The organism is Bradyrhizobium sp. OAE829 (genome assembly GCF_040546575.1).
In the GTDB taxonomy this organism is placed as follows: Bacteria; Pseudomonadota; Alphaproteobacteria; order Rhizobiales; family Xanthobacteraceae; genus Bradyrhizobium.
In genome coordinates, this window is sequence record NZ_JBEPOE010000001.1 from 3,000,188 (window position 1) to 3,018,645 (window position 18,458).

Genomic DNA, 18,458 nt, shown 5'->3' on the forward strand with positions numbered 1-18,458 from the left:
CCGCGCGTAAGGAAATCGACCGAATGACTTTGCCGATGAACTGGAACGAATGGGCGCAGCACGACGGCGTGGCGCTGGCGGAGCGCGTCAGGAAAGGCGAGCTGACGGCGCAGGAATTGGCAAGCCAGGCGGCCGCGGCCATCGCGAAAGTCGATCCGGCGCTGTCTGCCGTGGTCGAAGTGTTCGAGGACGCGATCGACGATCCCGCCAAGGCCGGCGCCAATCTTGCGGGGCCGTTTGCCGGCCTGCCGTTCCTGATGAAGGATCTGGGTCCGACCATGAACGGGCGCCTGCAGGAAATGGGATCGCTGCTGATGCGCGGCAACCGCGCCACGTCAGATACGTTCCTGACGTCGAAGATGCGCCAGGCCGGACTCAATTTGATCGGACGGACCACCACGCCGGAGTTCGGCGTATGCAGTTCGGCTGATAATCCCGCCGTCTACGTCACGCGCAACCCATGGAATACCGACTACACCACCTGCGGATCGTCGGCCGGCAGCGCCGCGATGGTCGCGGCGGGCGCGGTACCGATCGCGCATGCCACCGACGGCGGGGGGTCGATCCGCATTCCGGCCGGCGTCAACGGCAACATCGGTCTCAAGGTTTCACGCGGCGTGTTCTCGCTCGCGCCACATCTCTCTGACTTGAGCGGGTTGGTGTCGATCCAGGGCTGCCAGTCGCGCACGGTGCGCGATACCGCCGCCTTCGTCGATGCCTGCCGCGGTCCCGCGCCCGGCGAATTGATGCCGTTCTGGACCGCGCCGGAGCCCTATCAGGACATGATCAAGCGCGATCCGGGGAGGCTCAAAATCGCGCTCTCGCACCAATGGGGCGACTATCAGGCGACACCGCAGATCGCGTCGGAGCTGAAAAAGGCCGGACAATTCCTCGAAGGCCTCGGCCATCACGTCGATTACGCGTTGCCGGCGGTCGACTACCGCGCCGCGTTTGAAGCCCAGACCACCTGCTACATCAGCAATTTTGCGGTGGTCATCAGCAACATGCTCGCCGTCCGCGGGCTCGAAAAGCCGCCGGCGGACCTCATCGAACCGGTCAACATCCGGATCTGGGAAGCCGGCCGGCACACGACCTTCGCCGAGCGGGCGCGCATGCAGGCCGTCTTCAACACGACCTCGCGCGGCTTCGGCGCATTCTTCGAGGATTGGGACATCATCCTGACGCCGATCACTGCGCTGCCGACGCCGAAGGTCGGCACCACGGAATATCTGACCATCTCGGACAATCCGTCGGTGCTGGACTGGTTCGGCAATCTGTGGCGCAATTTTGCGTTCACGCCGCTCGCCAATCTGTGCGGGATTCCCGCGATCTCGCTGCCGATGGCACAGCATGAGCATGGCCTGCCGCTGGGCATTCAGGCCCAAGCCAGGCAGGCCAATGACAGCCTGCTGCTGCAGCTGGCGGCGCAGATCGAGCGCGCGCTCGGCGGAAAGTGGAACTCGGGACGGAAGCCCAGCGTGCACGCGACGAACGGCTGAGCCGTCTTTGGCTCGTCCATCAATATGGTCTAGAACGTCCGTATGTCCGAAGCATCAAAAGTCGACACGCCGCTGCCGTTTGACGAACTGGCCGACGCCATCAAGAGCCACCGCTCCGTCTATGGGCACATCAGCGGGCTTCAGCTCGACCGCGCCGCCCCTGGCGAAGCCTGGTCGAGCCTGCCCTACCGCCCGGTCTTCGTCGGCGACACCGGAACCGGTGTGCTTCATGGCGGCGTCGTCACCGCGATGCTCGACGAGAGCTGCGGCATGGCGGTCCAGCTCGCGCTCGACGGCACGCGCGCGATCGCAACGCTCGATCTGCGCATCGACTATTTGAAGCCGGCAACGCCCGGCCTCGACATAAGGGCGCATGCGATCTGCTACCGCGTCACCCGCTCGATCGCCTTCGTGCGCGCGACCGCCTATCAGGAGACCGAGGACGATCCGGTCGCCACCGCAACGGCCTGCTTCATGGTCGGCGCCAACCGCACCAACATGCTCAAGGGCCGCTCGAGGGAGGATCTCGCGCTGCCGACGCTTGAAGCGCCGGAAGATCCGACCGGCCCGTTCGCCCAAAGCCCGTTCGCGCGCGCCCTCGGCATCCGCGTCAGTGACGACGGCACGCTGGTGATGCCGTTCTCACAGAAGATCATCGGCAACCCGATCCTGCCCGCGATCCATGGCGGCATGACCGGCGCTTTTCTCGAAACCACCGCCATCGTCGGCGTGACGCGCGAACTCGGCGTGTCGCTGCCGAAGCCGATCGGGCTGACGATCAATTATCTGCGCTCCGGCCGCGCGCTGGACAGCTACGCCAACGTCTCGATCGTCAAGCAGGGCCGGCGCGTCGTCGCCTTCGAGGCGCAGGCCTGGCAGGACGACCGGACCAAACCGATCGCCTCGGCGTTCGGGCATTTCATGCTGAGGCCGGCGCCGGGCGCGGACGAGGAATAGGCGTATCCAGGCGTTAAGCTTACGATCCAAGCAGTCATCGACAAGCGGCTACCGCCGGGCTTAAAACTGTCAGGTGCTGACCGCGGCCACACGGGCATTAACGGGATGTGGATGCTCTCGCTGTTGTCTCGCCATGGTTGATGGTGGAACATTGGCGCATAGAGCGCACTGATTTTTGAGGGAACGGTATTGCTGGATCCAAAATGGGATGAGCGATTTATGCTCCTGGCGCATCATCTTGCCTCCTGGAGTATCGAGAAAGGGCGGCGCGTCGGCGCCGTGATCGTCGGGCCGGATCATGAAATCCGCTCGACCGGCTTCAACGGGCTGCCGCGCGGCGTTCGCGATGACCTCGAGGAGCGCCATTCGCGCATCACTGGCGCCAAATATATCTGGAGCTGCCACGCCGAACAGAATGCGATCTTCAATGCGGCCCGCATTGGCGTCGCGCTCAAGGGCTGCACCATCTACGTTCCCTGGTTTCCCTGCGTCGAGTGCACCAAGGCCATCATCCAATGCGGCATCACGGCGCTCGTCGCCTACGCACCCGACCGGCCGAACTCGAACTGGGCCGAGGATTTCTCCATCTCCGGCCAAATGCTGAACGAAGCCAATATCGAGGTTCGGCTGATTCCGCGGCTCGCCGAACTGCCCGATGCCAGCGAAGAGTGAGGCGTAAGGCAAAGCACGCTAACCCGTAGCCCTTGAAGCCGCTGCGGCGAAGATCGCGTCGACATTGTCGGGTGCAAAAAACTCAGTCGGCGATATCGTGCCGGCGTTGAGGCGTGCAAATCCGTCCATGGCCGCCTGGTTGCCGTGAACTGCCCCGAGCAGTTGTTGCAGCTCGGGCGGCGGAGGTTCCAGCGTCGCGAGTTCGCAAGTGAAGTCGTACATCGCCCCGACTTGCGCGTCCCGGGTGCGCTGATATTCACCCATGGCATCCTCGAATGGGCGCGCGCCCGAGAACGACTGGTCGAGCGCGCTCGCGCAGAGTTCGGCGTCGCGGAACGCATCGAGAATGCCCTGCGCGGTGATGAAGTCCCTGTTGTAGCCGGCGTCCCCCACGAGGGCCCAGCCGGGGCCGCAGGGCTTGCGAAAATAGTTCGGCACCGCGGCGCCGGCAAATGGCGCTTCGCGGGTCGCGCTACGCAGGCGCTGGGCAAAGGCCGGCGCCAGTTCGATCGTCTTCAGGTAGCTTCCCTCGATGTCCTGCTTGTTTTTTGCAAACTCTGCGTAAGGCCATCCGGCGATCACAAGCGTCAGATCGTCATGGGTCGGCACTGCCGCGAACGCGCGCATATCGCGGCTATAAATTTCCAGCCGGCCGTTCATCGGCAGCCCGCTCCAATAGCTGTAGTAACCCGCCAGCAAGGGCGGCTTCTCGCGGTATTGCTCCGGCTGAACCGCCTCACTCACCATCGAATGCCGGCCGTCGGCCCCGACGATGATTGCGGCGTGCTCCGTGACCGACCCGCCCTGCTTTGATCGCCCCTTGATGCCGACGGCACGCCCGCCTTCGATCATGATCTCCTCGACCGTAAAGCCCTGACGGATCTCCGCGCCGGCTTCGGCAGCGGCGTCGACCAGCAGCTTGTCGAGGATCGTCCGCCTCGGACAATAGGCGAGAGGATGCTGGTCGGTGCCTGGGGCGCCGGCAATCGTGAAGGGGCCGAAGTCGAAGGCGTAGGTGTGGATCGGCGGACATCCGGTCGCTATGAGGCGGTCGAGCAGCCCCCATCGCGAGACGGCAGCCACCCCGAGGGGATGCAGAATATGCGTTGAGACGGTGTCGCTCGGGAACGATGCACGGTCGACCGCGAGCACGCGGTAGCCCTTGCGGGCCAGCAGCATTGCGGTTGAGGAACCGGCGCATCGCGCACCCACGACGATCACATCGAATGCCTTGCCCATCGAAATCTCCCTCAGTGCTTGCGCGCGGGCCGTTTGCCGCATGGCTAACTGGCAGCGACGCTGACCTTCAGGGGATCAACATGACAGAGCTTCAAATTCCAAACTTTGCCGAAAATCCGTGCTTCTTTGCTTGGCAGAAGGTTCCGCCGTCGGCCGGAGCAAGTAAATGGATGCCTTGTCGGAAGCCCTGGCGTCGGTGCGCATGACCGGCGCGATCTTCTATCACGCGGAGTGCACCGCTCCCTGGGGGTTCAGCGTGCCGCATTTGCAGGACGTCGCCCACGTGCTGGCCCCCGGGACCGAGCGACTGGTCAGCTATCATTTGGTCACCGATGGGAAAGCGGTGGTGACCTTCCCCGGTGAAGAGGACATTGCTGTCACGGCGGGCGACATCCTGATCATCGCCCACGGCGATGCCCACACGGTTTCGAACGGCTCGCCGTCAACCCTGATCGACAGCGGCGTCTCGCTCGCCGAATTCCTGGCGGGCGGTCAGACCACCATGCGATTGGGCGGCGGCGGCGAGATGACCCGATTTGTCTGCGGCTATTTCGGCTGCGAGCGGCATGCCGATCGGCTTTTCCTTGCCGGCCTGCCGCTGATGATCAAGATCAATCTTCGCGGCGACCCGGCCGGCGAATGGCTAGAGAGCTCGGTTCGTCACCTGGTTTCGCAGGCCGGATCGGCGCGACCGGGACAATCGGTGCTGCTTTCCAAGATGGCGGAGGCGCTCTTCATCGAGACCATTCGCCGCTATATGGAGGCGTTGCCACCGGAGCAGACCGGCTGGCTTGCGGGCGCGCGGGATGCGGTCGTCGGCGGCGCGCTGGCGCTTCTGCACCGCAAGCCCCGGCATCACTGGACGCTGGACGAACTTGCCGCCGAGCTCGCGACCTCGCGCTCGGTTCTCACCGAGCGGTTCTCCCGCTTCCTCGGCGAGCCGCCACTGACTTACCTCGCACGCTGGCGATTGCAGCTGGCTGCAAGGATGCTGCAGACGACGCGCGACGCGGTGCTCCAGATCGCGTCGGAGGTCGGGTATGATTCAGAGGCTGCCTTCAATCGCGCATTCAAGCGCGAGTTCGGCGTTCCACCGGGACAGTTTCGACGGTCAGTCTCCCGATCGCATCATTCCTGATGCCGCCCCAAAGCGAGGCCATCCTGATCGCCGCACGGCTCGCTACGTCGCCCCTTCGTCAGGAATATTCAGCACCACACCACACGCCTTGCAGTGCACGGCATCGCTGTCATGGCGCTGCAGGCCGCAGGAGGGGCAGGGAAAACGCACCTTGCTCGGAGACAGCAGCGCGCGGGCAAGATTGAAGAACAGCGTCACGCCGAAGATCATGATCACGACCGTAATCATGCGGCCGACCGTTCCGCGCAGGGTGATGTCGCCAAAGCCGGTCGTCGTCAGCGCCGTGACGGTGAAATACAGCGCGTCGGCATAATTCGTGATCTGCTCGTTGCGAAACTTCTGGGTCTCGTAGACGATCGCGGTCATCACGAAAATGAAGACCGCAAGATTGGTGACGGCGAAGATCACTTCCTCGTTGCGCCGGAAAAACGTGCTGTCGCCGCGCAGCCGGGTCAGCATCTGAACCTCGCGCAGCAGCCGCAAGGTGCGCAGGATGCGCAGAAAGCCGCCCGCTTCTCCCGCCAGCGGGGCCAGGAACGAGGCGATCGCGATCAGATCGGTCCAGGTCGAAATGCGGGTAAATGCCCGCAACGGACGACGGTTGATGAACAGGCGCGCGGCGAAATCGGCCAGGATCACCGCGCCGAACAGGACGTCGAGCGTTTCGACGATCTCGCTTGGGGGCAGGAACGACGTTACGACGATGAACAGCACCGTGACGATGTCGAACGCCAGCAGCGCGTAGCGAAAGCGGACGCCGAGCGGCGTGTCGCTTTCGTAAAGCCGCCGGATATTGCTTTTCAGCGCGCCGAGGTTCATGGCGGCATGTTCACAGGTTTACCCGCATCATGGCAAGCCACGTGGGCCGCCGCGTTGAGGCATCACGCCGCCGCCCGGGCGCGCATTTCGTCGCTGGGCCTGACGTCCTGCGAGCGGCTGTAGATCGCAACGGCCGATATCAACACCACGGTAAGCACGCCGAACAAGGCGCGGTAGGCGGTCTCGGAGCGGGCGCCATCGGCCAGGGGCTCGAACCCGCCGACGATGATGCCCGACAACGTCTGCATGCAGGCGACGCCCAGCATCACGGCGGTGTTGATGGTCGCAATGCCGCGGCCGATCAGCCGGTCCGGGAAGATGCCGCGGCCATGCGTCATCACCATGGTGCTGGAGGCGCTGAAGAAACCGATGGCGACGATGGCGCCGACGGGCACCCAGACCGGCGGGCGGGAAGCGAGCGCCAGCGTCGCAAGCATGGATATGGTCACCATGGTGCCGCCGATGGCAATCCATTTGCGCGTGTCGAGCACGCGGTCCAGGGGGCCGAAGGCGACGATGCCGAGCTGGTAGGTTATCACGGCGGCCAACAGCACGTTGCCGGCCTCGATCGGGCTCATGCCATACACCTCGCGCAGGAACGAGCCGCCCCACAGGCCCTGAACGGTGAAGGTGCAGGCATAGTTGCAGAAATTCATCGCCAGGATCGGCCGGAGGCGCGGGTTGCCCAGCACCTCGATCAGGCCTTGCAGCATCTGGCGTGGCGGCTCCGGGGTGCGGTCGAGAAACGGATGGCCGGGCGGCGCGTCGCGCACCACCAGCCACACGGCGATGGTGGCGAGTGCGATGAAGACGACGACAGCCCCGAACACGGCGCGCCAGCCGACGGCCCCCGAGGCCCATGCCAGCGGCGTGGTGGCGAAGAGATTGCCGAGCAGTCCGATCGACAGCACCATGGCGGTGAGCGTGGAAAAACGATCCGGTGGAAACCAGCGCGAGATCACCACCATGCTGCCGATCAGCATGACGCCGAAGCCGGCGCCCATCAGGACGCGGCCGGTGAGCAGAACCGGCCAGCTGGGCGCCAGCGTGAAGATCGCAGCGCCTGTCGTGGCGAGGATCAGCATGCAAGCCACGGTGCGCCGCGGGCCGAAATGGTCGAACAGAAGGCCGCAGGGGATCTGCATCGCGGCGAAGCCGAAGAAGAACGCGCCCGTCAGCGCGCCCAAGGCTTCCGGTCCGATGGCGAGGTCGCGCATCAGGTCGAGGCCGATGGTGACGTTGGCGGCGCGGAAAAAATGACTGGCGACATAGGCCGTGGCCAAGGTCGCGACGATGATCAGGCCCCGGCGGTGGGCAAAAGGGCGCCGCAACGCGGAGCTCATCGACTGGGGGGTATCCCTCTTGTTGCTTGTTGCCCGGCAGGCGTTTCCAATCACCGAACCTATGCGGCCTTGGCAGGCAGTTCAAGGTCAGGCCTATGGTTGGCCGTCATCCGCGGCTACGCGCCGGGCTTGCGGTGAAATGAGGCCACCCATAAGAACGTGGATCGACATCGCTGGAGGGAGGCAATCTGGTGGTTAAGCTCTCACATCGTCGCAATGTCATGAATGCCGTGATCACCGTTGCATCCGCCATCGCCTTCGCAGGCCCGCTGGTGGCAAGCGCGGTCGTGCATGCCGCCGAGTTTCCAGCGCGCAGCATCACGCTCGTCGTCCCATACCCGGCCGGCGGCGGCGTCGACGCCATGGCGCGCGTGGTGGCGCAAAAACTGTCGGACACGTTCCGCCAGACCGTGACCGTCGACAACCGCGGCGGCGGCGGAGGAACCATCGGCACCCGCGCTGTCGCGCGCGCCGCGCCTGACGGCTACACGCTGCTGCTGGGCCACACCGGGACGCTGTCGATCAATCCCAGCCTCTACACCAAGCTCGGCATGGACCCGCGCAAGGATTTTGCGCCGATCGGTCTCGTCGCGTCGATGCCGGTGGCCCTGCTCGCGCACCCGTCGTTCTCAGCCAAGACGGTTGCTGAAACGATCGCGCTCGCAAAAAAGGAGCCGGGCAAACTCAATATCGGCACATCGCCGGTCGGCACCGGCGGCTACATGTGCGCGGAACTGTTCAAGGCCGAATCCGGTATCGATGCCGCTATCATTCCCTACAAGGGCACGGCGCCCGTGATGAACGACCTGCTCGGCGGCCATGTGCCTGTCGCGTTCGGCGTGCTGCCGCCGGCGCTCGGCAATATCGCGGCCGGCCAGTTGCGCGCCATCGCCGTGACCAGCAAGGCGCGCTTCTCGCTACTGCCTGACGTGCCGACTTTCGACGAGTCCGGGATGCCGGGCTTCGAAGCCGTGCTGCATTACGGGCTGCTGGCGCCGTCAGGCACGCCGCCTGAGATCGTCGAACTCCTCAGCGCCGAGCTGCGCAAACTTGTCAGCGATCCGGAGGTGCAGAAACGCATCCGTCTCGAAGGCGGCGATCCCCTGGCCTCGACGCCGGCCGAGTACGCCGACGACATCGACAAGGAAGAGAAGAAGTGGAGCAAGCTCGTGCATCAGCTCGGGCTGAAGGTGGAATAGCGGCGGTTGCGTGAGCGGGATGAAATAGCGACCGCGAAGGAAGTGCGCTCCCTCTCCCGCTCTTGCGGGGGAGGGTTGGGGTGGGGGCTCTCTCCACGAGTCGTCGGGTGGAGAAAGCCCCCACCCGGATCGCATCTTCCGATGCGATCCGACCTCCCCCGCAAGCGGGAGAGGTGCAGCGAGCCCGCCGCCGCGTCACCGACCCCCCGTCAAATATTCGGATTCCACATCACCGGAATTTCCCGGTAGCCGCTGCCGTGTTTCTCGACATGCGCGAGCGACGGAAACGGATAGTGGAAACCCTGCACCCGCATCTTGTCGGCCGCCAGCATGTCGTAAACCTTGCGGCGGGTCGCTTCCGCCATCGCCGGGTCCTGATCGTAAAAGACGTGCCAGTCGGGATGCCGGACGAACAGGAACGGCACGTGGGTGACATCGGACTGCACGTAGACGGAGTCCGGGCCTGAAGCGATCACGAACGAGCTATGGCCGGGCGAGTGCCCGGGCGTACCCTGCGCGGTGACGCCGGGAATCACTTCCTTGCCTCCCTCATAGGTTCTCACACGCTTCAGAGCCTCCGGTGTGAAGACCCGCCGCGCATTCTTGAAGACGCCCTCGATACGGCCTTTGGGGGCGCGACTCATTTCGCCGTCGTCCATCCAGTACTGGTGCTCCCTGGCGGGCACCAGGATCTCGGCGTTCGGATAGGTCAGTGAATTGTCGTCCATCAGGAGGCCGTTCACGTGGTCGCCGTGATAGTGCGAGATGATCACGACATCGACGGCGTTGCGGTCGATGCCCGCGGCCGCGAGGTTGGTCACGAACTGGCCGGCGGTGCCGTTGCTCTTCTTGTAATTGCTCTCGCCGGTGCCGGTATCGATGATCGCCAGCTTCGATCCGGTGTTGATGGCGATCGGGTTGTATGGCGTGGTCATCATGTCCTTTTCCATGAAGACCTCAGCGAGCGCGGCGTTCACCACATCCTTCTTGATGTTGGTGACGTGATCCTCCGCCATCTTGAACCGGTTGACGCCGTCGGTGGCCACCGTCACCTCGATGCTGCCGATCTTGTAGCGGTACCAGCCGGCGGTCTGCTTGCCCGCTGGCGGCGTGGCGGCGCGGGTGGGCTGATTGAACGGCAGGCTCGTGGCTGCTGCCGCGCCTGCGGCAGCCGACAACAGATCGCGGCGCGTGAAAGCCGTCATAGGCGTCTCCCCTCAATTATTTATCCCGGGATTTGGCTCCCGAATTGGCGCGTGAATACTCCTGATTATTGAGACCTTCCGCAAGCTGAAGCCAGACCGAAATCTTCGAAGCCGGCCGGTGCGGGAGCTACCCGGCCCCGCATTTCCTCGCCCGCCCCCGCCTGTCACCTGGGGAACAGCGCGCCGGCGCGGCAGCAGGCATTGTCCTCCTCACCGGACAGCGGACGCGATGGTCGCGCCGCCCGGAGCAAAGGGAGATACTGCGATGAATACCAGGATCAGGAATGCCGGTACCCTCGACACGCGCGCACTTGCCGACCACGAACTCGAAGCCGTCACCGGCGGCAAGGCCACCTACTACCAAATGGGCGGCCATTGGTACATTGTCGGCCACAACAAGTACGGCCAGTCCACCGGTGTGACCCGGGTTACCTGATGGACTTTGCCGGACCTGCAAAGGAAACCGGCAATGCAAAGGGCGGCCGCAAGGTCGCCCTTTCTTCGTTTCGGATCGCCGCGACGGATAGCGCGATCAGTCGTTTGCGCCGTGGATGGAAGCAACGACCGCGGCCGTGACCTCGTCGGTCCTGGCCTTGCCGCCGAGGTCCGGCGTGTGAAAGCGGGGGTCGGCCGTGACACGCTCGACCGCCTGCATCAACCGCGTCGCGGCCGCCGGCTCGCCGATGTGCTCCAGCATCATCACCGATGACCAGAACGTCCCGACGGGATTGGCGATGCCTTTGCCGATGATGTCGAAGGCCGAGCCATGGATAGGCTCGAACATCGAGGGATAGGTCCGCTCCGGATTGAGATTCGCGGTTGGCGCGATGCCGAGCGAGCCGGCGAGCGCGGCAGCGAGATCCGACAGCACGTCGGCATGCAGATTGGTGGCCACCACGGTATCGATCGTCTCCGGCTTCATGACCATGCGCATGGTCATCGCGTCGACCAGCATCTTGTCCCAGGTCACGTCCTTGAACTCGGCCGCGATCTCGGTGGCGATCTCGTCCCACATCACCATGGCATGGCGCTGGGCGTTGGATTTGGTCACGACGGTGAGCAGCTTGCGCGGCCGCGACTGTGCGAGCCTAAAGGCGAAGCGCATGATGCGCTCGACCCCGGGACGGGTCAGGATCGAGACGTCGGTTGCGACTTCGAGCGGCAGGCCCTTATGGACGCGGCCGCCGACGCCGGCATATTCGCCTTCCGAGTTTTCGCGGACGATCACCCAGTCGAGTTCCTTGCCGTGCACGTTGCGCAGCGGGCTGGTGATGCCGGGCAGGATCCGCGTCGGGCGGACATTGGCGTATTGATCGAACGGCTGGCAGATGGCGAGCCGCAGCCCCCACAGCGTGATATGATCGGGCACATCAGGCGCGCCGGCCGAACCAAACAGGATCGCGTCGTGATTCCTGATCTGGTCGCGGCCATCCTCCGGCATCATGATGCCGTGCTTCTTGTAGTATTCGGACCCCCAGTCGAAATGATCGACCTTGAATTTGAAATTGCCGTCGCGCTCGGCCAGCGCGTGCAGCACCTCGACACCTGCGGCAATGACTTCGGTGCCGATCCCGTCGCCCGGGATGGCTGCTATGGCGTACGTCTTCATCGATTGGTCTCCGGATTGCGAATGTCGTTGTCAGCTTTGGGTGACCGCACGCTTGCGGCGGCGGGTTCAATTTCGAGCTCAGTTTCCCTTGGCGCCTGCAGCCTTGATCACGGCGCCCCAGCGCGGCACTTCGGCTGTCAGATGCGCCTTGAGCGCCGCCGGCGTCGCCAGCTCCGCCGCGACCGGCTCGGTGCCGAGATTGGCAAACCGCTCGATCACCTTGGGGTCTTTCAGCGCAGCCTGAAGGGCTGTGACCAGCTTGTCAGTGGCGTCTTTGGGCAATCCCTTCGGGGCCCACAAGGCGTGCCAGGCTGCGGCCTCGAAACCCTTGACGGCGCCACTATCGAGCGTCGGCAGGTCGGGCAATGACGAGACCCTGGCTTTGGTCGTGACCGCAAAGCCCTTGATCTTGCCTTCCTTGATCTGGTTGGTGGTGTTGGTGGTCTGGTCGCACATCACGTCGAACTGGCCGCTGAGCAGGTCGTTCATGGCGGGCCCGGTGCCGCGATAGGGAATCCCGTTCATCTGCACGCCGAGCTCCTTCATCAGCATCAGCATGCAAAGATGCGAGGCGGAACCGATGCCGGCATGTCCGTAGACGGCCTTTTCGCCGCTCGCGCGAATCCACGCCACGTACTCGGTGACATTGGTGGCAGCGAGTGTCGGCTTCGACACCAGGGTCATCGGCACGTCGGTGATGCGGCCGAGGTGGTCGAAATCGTCGACGACGTCATATTTGAGGGAGTCGTAGAGCGCGGGCGCGGTGGCGTGCGCGATGTGCCAGATCGCGAGCGTGTAGCCGTCGGCGGCCGACTTCGACACGCGCGCCATGCCGAGCGTGCCACCGGCGCCGCCGACATTTTCGACCAGGATGGTCTGGCCGAGGCTTCGGCCCATCGATTCCGCGATGAGGCGGGCCACGGTGTCGGTCGGCCCCCCGGCCGCCGCCGGCACGATGATGGTGATCGGTTTTGCCGGAAAGGCGGTCTGCGCGAAGGCTGGTTGTGACGCCCATAGCGACGCGGCCGCGATGGCGCCGGATAGGATCGTGCGACGGTTGAACCGCATTGGACCGCTCCCTGAAATTGGTTGGTTGGCTGATTTCAGCGCTTCCGGACAAGCTACGGCCAAAGGTCACGCGCCTTCAATCGGCATACGATTATACAAATATTTGATATAATCTGCCCGGGGAGGACGAAACATGGAACTGCACCAGCTTCGCTGCTTCGTGGCGGCGGCCGAGGAGCTGCATTTCGGGCGTGCGGCGCAGCGGCTGGAAATGCTGCCCTCCGCGCTCGGGCGCTACATCCGGCTGCTCGAAGACGATCTCGGCACAAGGCTGATGACGCGAACGACGCGCAGCGTGACGCTGACCGATGATGGCGTCGTCCTGCTCAAGGAGGCCCGCGCCTTGCTGGCGCAGGCGGACAATCTGGCGGTCAAATTCCAGGCGCGGGGCCGCAAGCAGGGCGCGATCATCCGCGTCGGCGCGATCGACAGCGCAGCGGCGGGGCTGCTGCCGATGCTGCTTTCGGATTTTCGCGAACAGAGGCCGGACGTCACGGTGAGATTGACGGAAGACAAGACGATCCGGCTGTTGCCGGCGCTGCTCTCCGGCCGGCTCGACATGGCCCTGGTGCGCCCTCCCCAGAAACCTGACAAGCGGCTCGAATTTCTGTTTCTCCTGCACGAGACGGCCGTCGTCGCGGTGCCGGACCATCATCCCCTCGCGTCGAGAAAACGGGTGACCGTCGCCGATCTTGCCGAACAGCCGCTGATCGTACCCGAGCGCCGCTCGCGGCCGCATAGCCACGATCTGACCATGAAACTGTTTGCGCAGGCCGGGCTGCAGGCGCGAATCATCCAGATTGCCAATGAAAAGCAGACCATCGTGAATCTCGTCGCGGCCGAACTCGGCGTTGCCATCGTGCCGCGATGGACGTCGCGAATGGCGGCGCGTGGCGTTCGGTTCGTTCCGCTCGCGGGATCAGACATGAACCGCTTGCCGCTCGCAGCCGCCTGGACCCGCGGCGCGCGCGATTCCATCAGGGACGAAATGCTTGGCATCCTCAAAGCGTCCCTCAAGCGCTATGCACGGGAGGCCTGAAGCCAGGACGATCGCGAGGCAAGCGTGATCTGGATCACGAACAAGCCGGGGCGGAGAAAGGCAAAATCCGGTTCGCCGCAGCATCGTGCGGCGCCTAACCAAGGGAAGACAGCCATGACCGACTTCACTCCCGTCAAAACCGAAGCATTGACATCAGATGAACTCGACCGCGTTGCGGGTGGCATCATCATCGTGGGCGGATTGCAGCGCCAGTTCACCTCCAAGCTGGACTGGGTCGCGCTCAATCCGCAGCCGCTGCCGCCGAAGGTTTTCTTTTCATTCCGCTGGTAGCGGCCGCCGCCGGCTCGGCTCGCGCGCCTAGAGCCTTTGCCGTTCCGATTGAATCGGAATGGCAACGGCTCTAGATTCTGGATTTGACGCGTTTTCTTGACACGAACCGGTATCCACTTCGCTTGAAAACGCTTTAGTTCGTATTGAGCCGGAAGCGCAGCGTTCTGGTGCCGATGAAAGAGATCGCATCGCCCTGCCGCTTCCAGGTCGCGGCATCGGTCAGCGCGGCAATCAGTTCGTCGTCGGCCTGGGCGCGATTGGCCGGACAATTGCGGTTCTCCATCGCGCCGGCGACGAAGATCACGGTGTTGCCCGCCACCGAAAACTGGCCCTTGCCGCCCTTGCACCAGAGTTCGAGCACCACTTCGCCGCGGTCGCCGATTTCCAGATTGGGTATCCGCTTGGAGCCGGGCTGCGGCGGGACATCCATGGTCATTTCCATTCCGAACGGAAAGCCGTTGTCGGCCTGGGCCTGAGCCGCATTGGGGACGGCGGAAACCAGCAGCACCGAAGCAACGCCTGCGAGCTTCACCATGCGCGCGAATGAAACCATGCAACCTCTCTCGAAAAATCCTCAACCCCGATATCGCGCCGTTCTATTGAACAAGTATGTCATTGGCTAGAGCGTTTTCCAGCGAAGTGGATACCGGTTCGCGTCAAGAAAACGCGTCAAATCAAGAATCTAGAGCATCGTTCCGATTCAATCGGAACATGCTCTAGAGCCGTCCGGTTCGGAGCGGTCTTCTGTCCTGCGTCGGTTGAGGCGCAAAATGCCGCACCGACAAGAAAACCCCGCGGGCTGCGCCGCGGGGATCTGGTTGATCGATCCGGGTCTTGCTTCGCAATCCGCTCAGTCGAATTTTGCCTGCGCCGTCTTTCCATCAGGACCGGTCAGTTGAACGACACCTTTTGGCTGAACCGGCAATGCGACGCTGGCGGTGCCGGAAAGCAGCGCGCTCCCGGCAGGCTGCAGCAGGATCCGCTGGGATTTGCCGTCGACAATGAGGATCGCAATCGCCTTGAACCCCGTGGCCGGAATCGATTTCTGGTTCTCGTCGCTGACGAAGAGTTCGAGCTTGTCGGATTTCGACACCAGTTCGACGTGATACGAGCCGGCATGCGCGACCCACCCGCCATTCGTTCCCTTCTCGTCGTGCGCCGAGGCGCAAGTCGACCAGGCCAACATGGCCGCAACCATCAAGAATTTCGCATTCACCGTCATTCTCCGCATGTTGATGTCAAAAAGCTTCGGCGGCTGAATTTGCCGGGGCCGTTCCCGCCTTGCCCTCGGCGCCTCGCCGCAGCCGCTCCAGAGGAGCTTCGCCATATCGAAGGAAGAGAACGGGCGTCAGCAGCGTGTCGAGCAGGGTCGCGCTGAGGAGCCCGCCGAAAATCGTCACGGCCACCGGATGCAGGATCTCCTTGCCGGGCGTTGCCGCATCGATCAGCAGCGGCACCAGCGCCACGCCGGCCGACATCGCCGTCATCAGGACCGGCGTCAGCCGCTCGACGCTGCCGCGAACCACGAGATCGTGGCCAAACGGCATTCCTTCCTTCAGCGCCAGGTTGATGTAGTGGCTGATCTTCAGGATGCCGTTGCGAACCGCAATGCCGGTCAGCGTGACAAATCCGACCATCGACGCAACCGAGAGCGGCTGGCCCGCCAGCCAGAGCGCCGCGACCGACCCGATCAGCGCCAGCGGGACGTTGCCCATGATGATGAAGGCGAGCACGCTCGAGCGGTAGCGGCTGTAGAGAATGGCAAACACCAGCAACAACGACAGCAGCGAGAGTACGCCGATGGTCCGGCTTGCTTCCTCCTGGGCCTGGAACGTTCCCTCCAGCCGAACGTAGAAGCCTTCGGGAAGCCTGGTCGACGCGGTCACCTTGCGGATCGCCGCGATGATGTCGGTCATGTCGGCCGTCCCGTCGGCGTTCGCCAGCACCACCACACGGCGGCGGCCGTTCTCACGCAGGATCTGGTTGGGGCCTTCGGTCTCCTTGACGTCGGCGATCTGCCGCGCCGGGATCCATCCGGCCGGCGTTTCGATCAAGAGGTCGCCCAAGGTTTGCGTGGTGCGAAGCCGGTCCGGCAGCCGCATCGTGACGTCGAACCGGCGATAGCCGTCCACCACCCGTGAAATGACGCGGCCGTTCGAGAGCCGGCTGAGCTGCTGGATCACGGCGGCCGGCTGCACGCCATAGAGCGCGGCACGGCCATAATCGACGCGGATTTCCAGCTGCGGAATCAGCACCTGCTTTTCGACCTGCAGGTCGGTGAGACCCGGAATCTCAGAAAGCTTGCCGCGCAACATGTCAGCGGTCGCGCGCAGGCTGTTCAGATCGTCGCCGAACACCTTCAGCGCAATTTCGGCTCGCACGCCCGAAAGCAGATGGTCGAGCCGGTGCGAAATCGGCTGGCCTACGTTGATCGCAGCGGGAAGCACGGCGAGCCGGGCCCGGATATCAGCGACGATTTCGGTCTTTGGCCGTTTTGATGGCTTGAGATTGACCTCGAGGTCCGACGAATGGACGCCTTCGGCATGCTCGTCGAGCTCCGCCCGCCCGGTTCGCCGGCCAACGGTCTTGACCTCGGGCACCTCAAGGACGAGGCGCTCGGCAATCAACCCGACGCGGTGGGATTCGGCGAGCGAGATTCCCGGATTGAAGAGCATGTTGATCGTGAAGGTGCCCTCGTTGAAGGGCGGCAGGAATGCGCGGGGAAGATAGAATGCGGAAGCCGCCGCGATGACGACCGCCGCGAGTGCGGTAACCATCAGGGCGCGCTGATGGTGGAAAACCCGTTCGAGCAAGGCCGCATTGGCGCGCTTGAGCATCGCGACCAGAGCGCTGTCGCCATGATCGAGGCGCTTGAGATGCGGAAGCATGTGATACGCCATCACCGGCGTCAGGGTGATGGAGACCGCAAGGCTGGCGAGAATCGAGATGATGTAGGCCTGGCCGAGCGGCGCAAACAGCCGGCCTTCGATACCCGACAGCGCAAATAGCGGCACGAACACCAGAACGATGATGGCGGTCGCATAGACGATGCCGGAGCGGACTTCCTGGGATGCCGAGACGACCACATCGAACGCGGAGCGCGGATGCTCCAAAGCACGATTTTCGCGCAGGCGCCGGAAGATGTTTTCGACGTCGACGACGGCGTCATCGACCAGCTCGCCAATGGCGATGGCGATGCCGCCAAGGGTCATCGTGTTGATCGACAGGCCGGCAAAATAGAACACGACCGCGGTTGTCAGGATCGACACCGGGATCGCGGCCAGCGAGATCGCCGTGGTCCGCCAGTTCATGAGGAACAGAAACAGCACGATGGCGACGACCGCGCCGGCCTCCAGCAGGACACGCTCGACATTGCCGATCGAGGTCTCGATGAAATTGGCCTGGCGGAAGATGATCTGGTCGGCCTTCATGCCTGTCGGCAGCGAGGCCGTGATTTCCTTCAGGGCCTGCTCGATCTCGCGCGTGAGCCTGATCGTATCGACGTTGGGCTGCTTCTCGACCGAGACGACGACGGCGGGCTTGCCCATATAGCCGGCGTCGCCGCGCTTGACCTTGGGGGCAAACTCGACGGTGGCAACCTGCTTCAGATAGACCGGTCCGCCATTGACCTGCGCCACCACCACGTTGCGAAGGTCGTCCAGATTGGTGGTCCGCCCGATGTTGCGGATCAGATATTCGCGGGCATGCTGATCGGTAAATCCGCCGCCGGTGTTGACGCCGAACTGATTCAAGGCGAGTTCGACCTGCTCGTAGGTGACGCCGAGGCTGCGCAACGCCGGCGGATTGGGCGCGATCCGGTATTGCCGGACCTCGCCCCCCATCGGAATTACCTGCGCGACGCCGGGGATCGTGAGCAGCCGCGGCCGCACCACAAAATCGGCGGTCTCGCGAACCTCCATCGCCGAGGCCCGGTCGCTGGTCACCGCGACCAGCAGCACCTGGCCCATGATGGAGTTGATCGGTCCCAGTTGCGGAACAGTGTTGGGCGGCAACTGGTTGCGGATCAGGTTGAGGCGTTCGCCGATCTGCTGCCGGTTACGATAGATATCGGTACCCCAGTCGAATTCGACATAGACGATCGAAAGGCCGATCCCGGAAACCGAGCGGACCCGCGTCACGCCGGGAACACCGTTCATCTGGGTTTCGATCGGAAAGCTGACGAGCTGTTCGACCTCGGGGGGCGCGAGCCCGTCCGACTCGGTCATGATCGTGACCGTCGGCTTGTTCAGGTCGGGAAACACGTCGACCGGCAACCGGCCGGCGCTGAAGATGCCGAGCAACACCAGGGCCAGCGCGGCCGCCATGACCAGCAGGCTGTTGCGCAGCGATTGTGTAACGAGAAAGCGAAACATCTGCCCT

The 18,458-nt window shown here is 63.9% G+C and carries 17 protein-coding genes; 8 read left to right on the forward strand and 9 right to left on the reverse strand.

The window, feature by feature from the left end; all coding sequences use genetic code 11:
- Positions 1-23 precede the first annotated feature (23 nt).
- The 3 genes from ABIE49_RS14645 (at position 24) to ABIE49_RS14655 (ending at position 3,128) form a co-directional block, all read left to right on the forward strand.
- Positions 24-1,499, forward strand: a complete 1,476-nt coding sequence (locus ABIE49_RS14645; RefSeq protein ID WP_192738890.1) for an amidase — start codon at positions 24-26, stop codon at positions 1,497-1,499.
- A 42-nt stretch (positions 1,500-1,541) separates the two neighbouring features.
- Positions 1,542-2,456 carry a PaaI family thioesterase gene (locus tag ABIE49_RS14650; protein WP_192738891.1) on the forward strand — a complete coding sequence of 305 codons (915 nt, stop codon included), beginning with the start codon at positions 1,542-1,544 and terminating at the stop codon, positions 2,454-2,456.
- A gap of 189 nt (positions 2,457-2,645) precedes the next feature.
- Entirely contained in the window at positions 2,646-3,128 is a 483-nt protein-coding gene (locus ABIE49_RS14655; RefSeq protein WP_354066827.1) for a deoxycytidylate deaminase, read from the forward strand.
- Between the two features lie 18 nt (positions 3,129-3,146).
- Here the strand turns inward: ABIE49_RS14655 and ABIE49_RS14660 are convergent, their stop codons facing one another.
- Complete coding sequence (locus ABIE49_RS14660; RefSeq protein WP_192738893.1) at positions 3,147-4,367, reverse strand: NAD(P)/FAD-dependent oxidoreductase; 1,221 nt, start codon at positions 4,365-4,367, stop codon at positions 3,147-3,149.
- Between the two features lie 166 nt (positions 4,368-4,533).
- On the opposite strand from ABIE49_RS14660, the gene ABIE49_RS14665 reads away from it, so the two are divergent.
- Positions 4,534-5,505 carry an AraC family transcriptional regulator gene (locus tag ABIE49_RS14665; RefSeq protein ID WP_192738894.1) on the forward strand — a complete coding sequence of 324 codons (972 nt, stop codon included), beginning with the start codon at positions 4,534-4,536 and terminating at the stop codon, positions 5,503-5,505.
- Positions 5,506-5,547: 42 nt separating this feature from the next.
- On the opposite strand, the gene ABIE49_RS14670 is transcribed toward ABIE49_RS14665, so the two are convergent.
- Both ABIE49_RS14670 and ABIE49_RS14675 read right to left on the reverse strand, forming a co-directional pair.
- The gene (locus ABIE49_RS14670; RefSeq protein WP_192738895.1) at positions 5,548-6,324 is read right to left on the reverse strand and encodes a potassium channel family protein; all 777 of its coding nucleotides are present in this window, start codon (positions 6,322-6,324) and stop codon (positions 5,548-5,550) included.
- Positions 6,325-6,386: 62 nt separating this feature from the next.
- A complete protein-coding gene (locus tag ABIE49_RS14675) occupies positions 6,387-7,667 on the reverse strand; it encodes an MFS transporter (RefSeq protein ID WP_192738896.1) in 1,281 nt (426 codons plus the stop codon).
- Between the two features lie 191 nt (positions 7,668-7,858).
- On the opposite strand from ABIE49_RS14675, the gene ABIE49_RS14680 reads away from it, so the two are divergent.
- Entirely contained in the window at positions 7,859-8,866 is a 1,008-nt protein-coding gene (locus tag ABIE49_RS14680; RefSeq protein ID WP_192738897.1) for a Bug family tripartite tricarboxylate transporter substrate binding protein, read from the forward strand.
- A 209-nt stretch (positions 8,867-9,075) separates the two neighbouring features.
- Here ABIE49_RS14680 and ABIE49_RS14685 read toward each other — a convergent pair whose 3' ends face one another.
- Entirely contained in the window at positions 9,076-10,071 is a 996-nt protein-coding gene (locus tag ABIE49_RS14685) for an MBL fold metallo-hydrolase (RefSeq protein WP_192738898.1), read from the reverse strand.
- A gap of 265 nt (positions 10,072-10,336) precedes the next feature.
- Here ABIE49_RS14685 and ABIE49_RS14690 point away from each other — a divergent pair, with 265 nt between their 5' ends.
- Entirely contained in the window at positions 10,337-10,507 is a 171-nt protein-coding gene (locus ABIE49_RS14690; RefSeq protein ID WP_192738899.1) for a hypothetical protein, read from the forward strand.
- A gap of 96 nt (positions 10,508-10,603) precedes the next feature.
- On the opposite strand, the gene ABIE49_RS14695 is transcribed toward ABIE49_RS14690, so the two are convergent.
- Positions 10,604-11,680 carry a tartrate dehydrogenase gene (locus ABIE49_RS14695; protein WP_192738900.1) on the reverse strand — a complete coding sequence of 359 codons (1,077 nt, stop codon included), beginning with the start codon at positions 11,678-11,680 and terminating at the stop codon, positions 10,604-10,606.
- Positions 11,681-11,758: 78 nt separating this feature from the next.
- Positions 11,759-12,748 (reverse strand): tripartite tricarboxylate transporter substrate-binding protein, encoded by a 990-nt coding sequence (locus ABIE49_RS14700; protein WP_192738901.1) that lies wholly within the window; start codon positions 12,746-12,748, stop codon positions 11,759-11,761.
- Between the two features lie 133 nt (positions 12,749-12,881).
- On the opposite strand from ABIE49_RS14700, the gene ABIE49_RS14705 reads away from it, so the two are divergent.
- Positions 12,882-13,787, forward strand: a complete 906-nt coding sequence (locus ABIE49_RS14705; protein ID WP_192738902.1) for a LysR family transcriptional regulator — start codon at positions 12,882-12,884, stop codon at positions 13,785-13,787.
- Between the two features lie 24 nt (positions 13,788-13,811).
- The gene (locus ABIE49_RS14710; RefSeq protein WP_192738903.1) at positions 13,812-14,078 is read left to right on the forward strand and encodes a hypothetical protein; all 267 of its coding nucleotides are present in this window, start codon (positions 13,812-13,814) and stop codon (positions 14,076-14,078) included.
- Positions 14,079-14,211: 133 nt separating this feature from the next.
- Here ABIE49_RS14710 and ABIE49_RS14715 read toward each other — a convergent pair whose 3' ends face one another.
- From ABIE49_RS14715 to ABIE49_RS14725, 3 genes are all read right to left on the reverse strand, one after another.
- A complete protein-coding gene (locus ABIE49_RS14715) occupies positions 14,212-14,631 on the reverse strand; it encodes an META domain-containing protein (RefSeq protein ID WP_192738904.1) in 420 nt (139 codons plus the stop codon).
- Positions 14,632-14,928: 297 nt separating this feature from the next.
- On the reverse strand, positions 14,929-15,294 hold the full coding sequence (locus ABIE49_RS14720) for a hypothetical protein (RefSeq protein ID WP_354066828.1): 366 nt from the start codon (positions 15,292-15,294) through the stop codon (positions 14,929-14,931).
- 22 nt (positions 15,295-15,316) lie between these two features.
- The gene (locus ABIE49_RS14725) at positions 15,317-18,451 is read right to left on the reverse strand and encodes an efflux RND transporter permease subunit (protein ID WP_192738905.1); all 3,135 of its coding nucleotides are present in this window, start codon (positions 18,449-18,451) and stop codon (positions 15,317-15,319) included.
- Positions 18,452-18,458 lie beyond the last annotated feature (7 nt).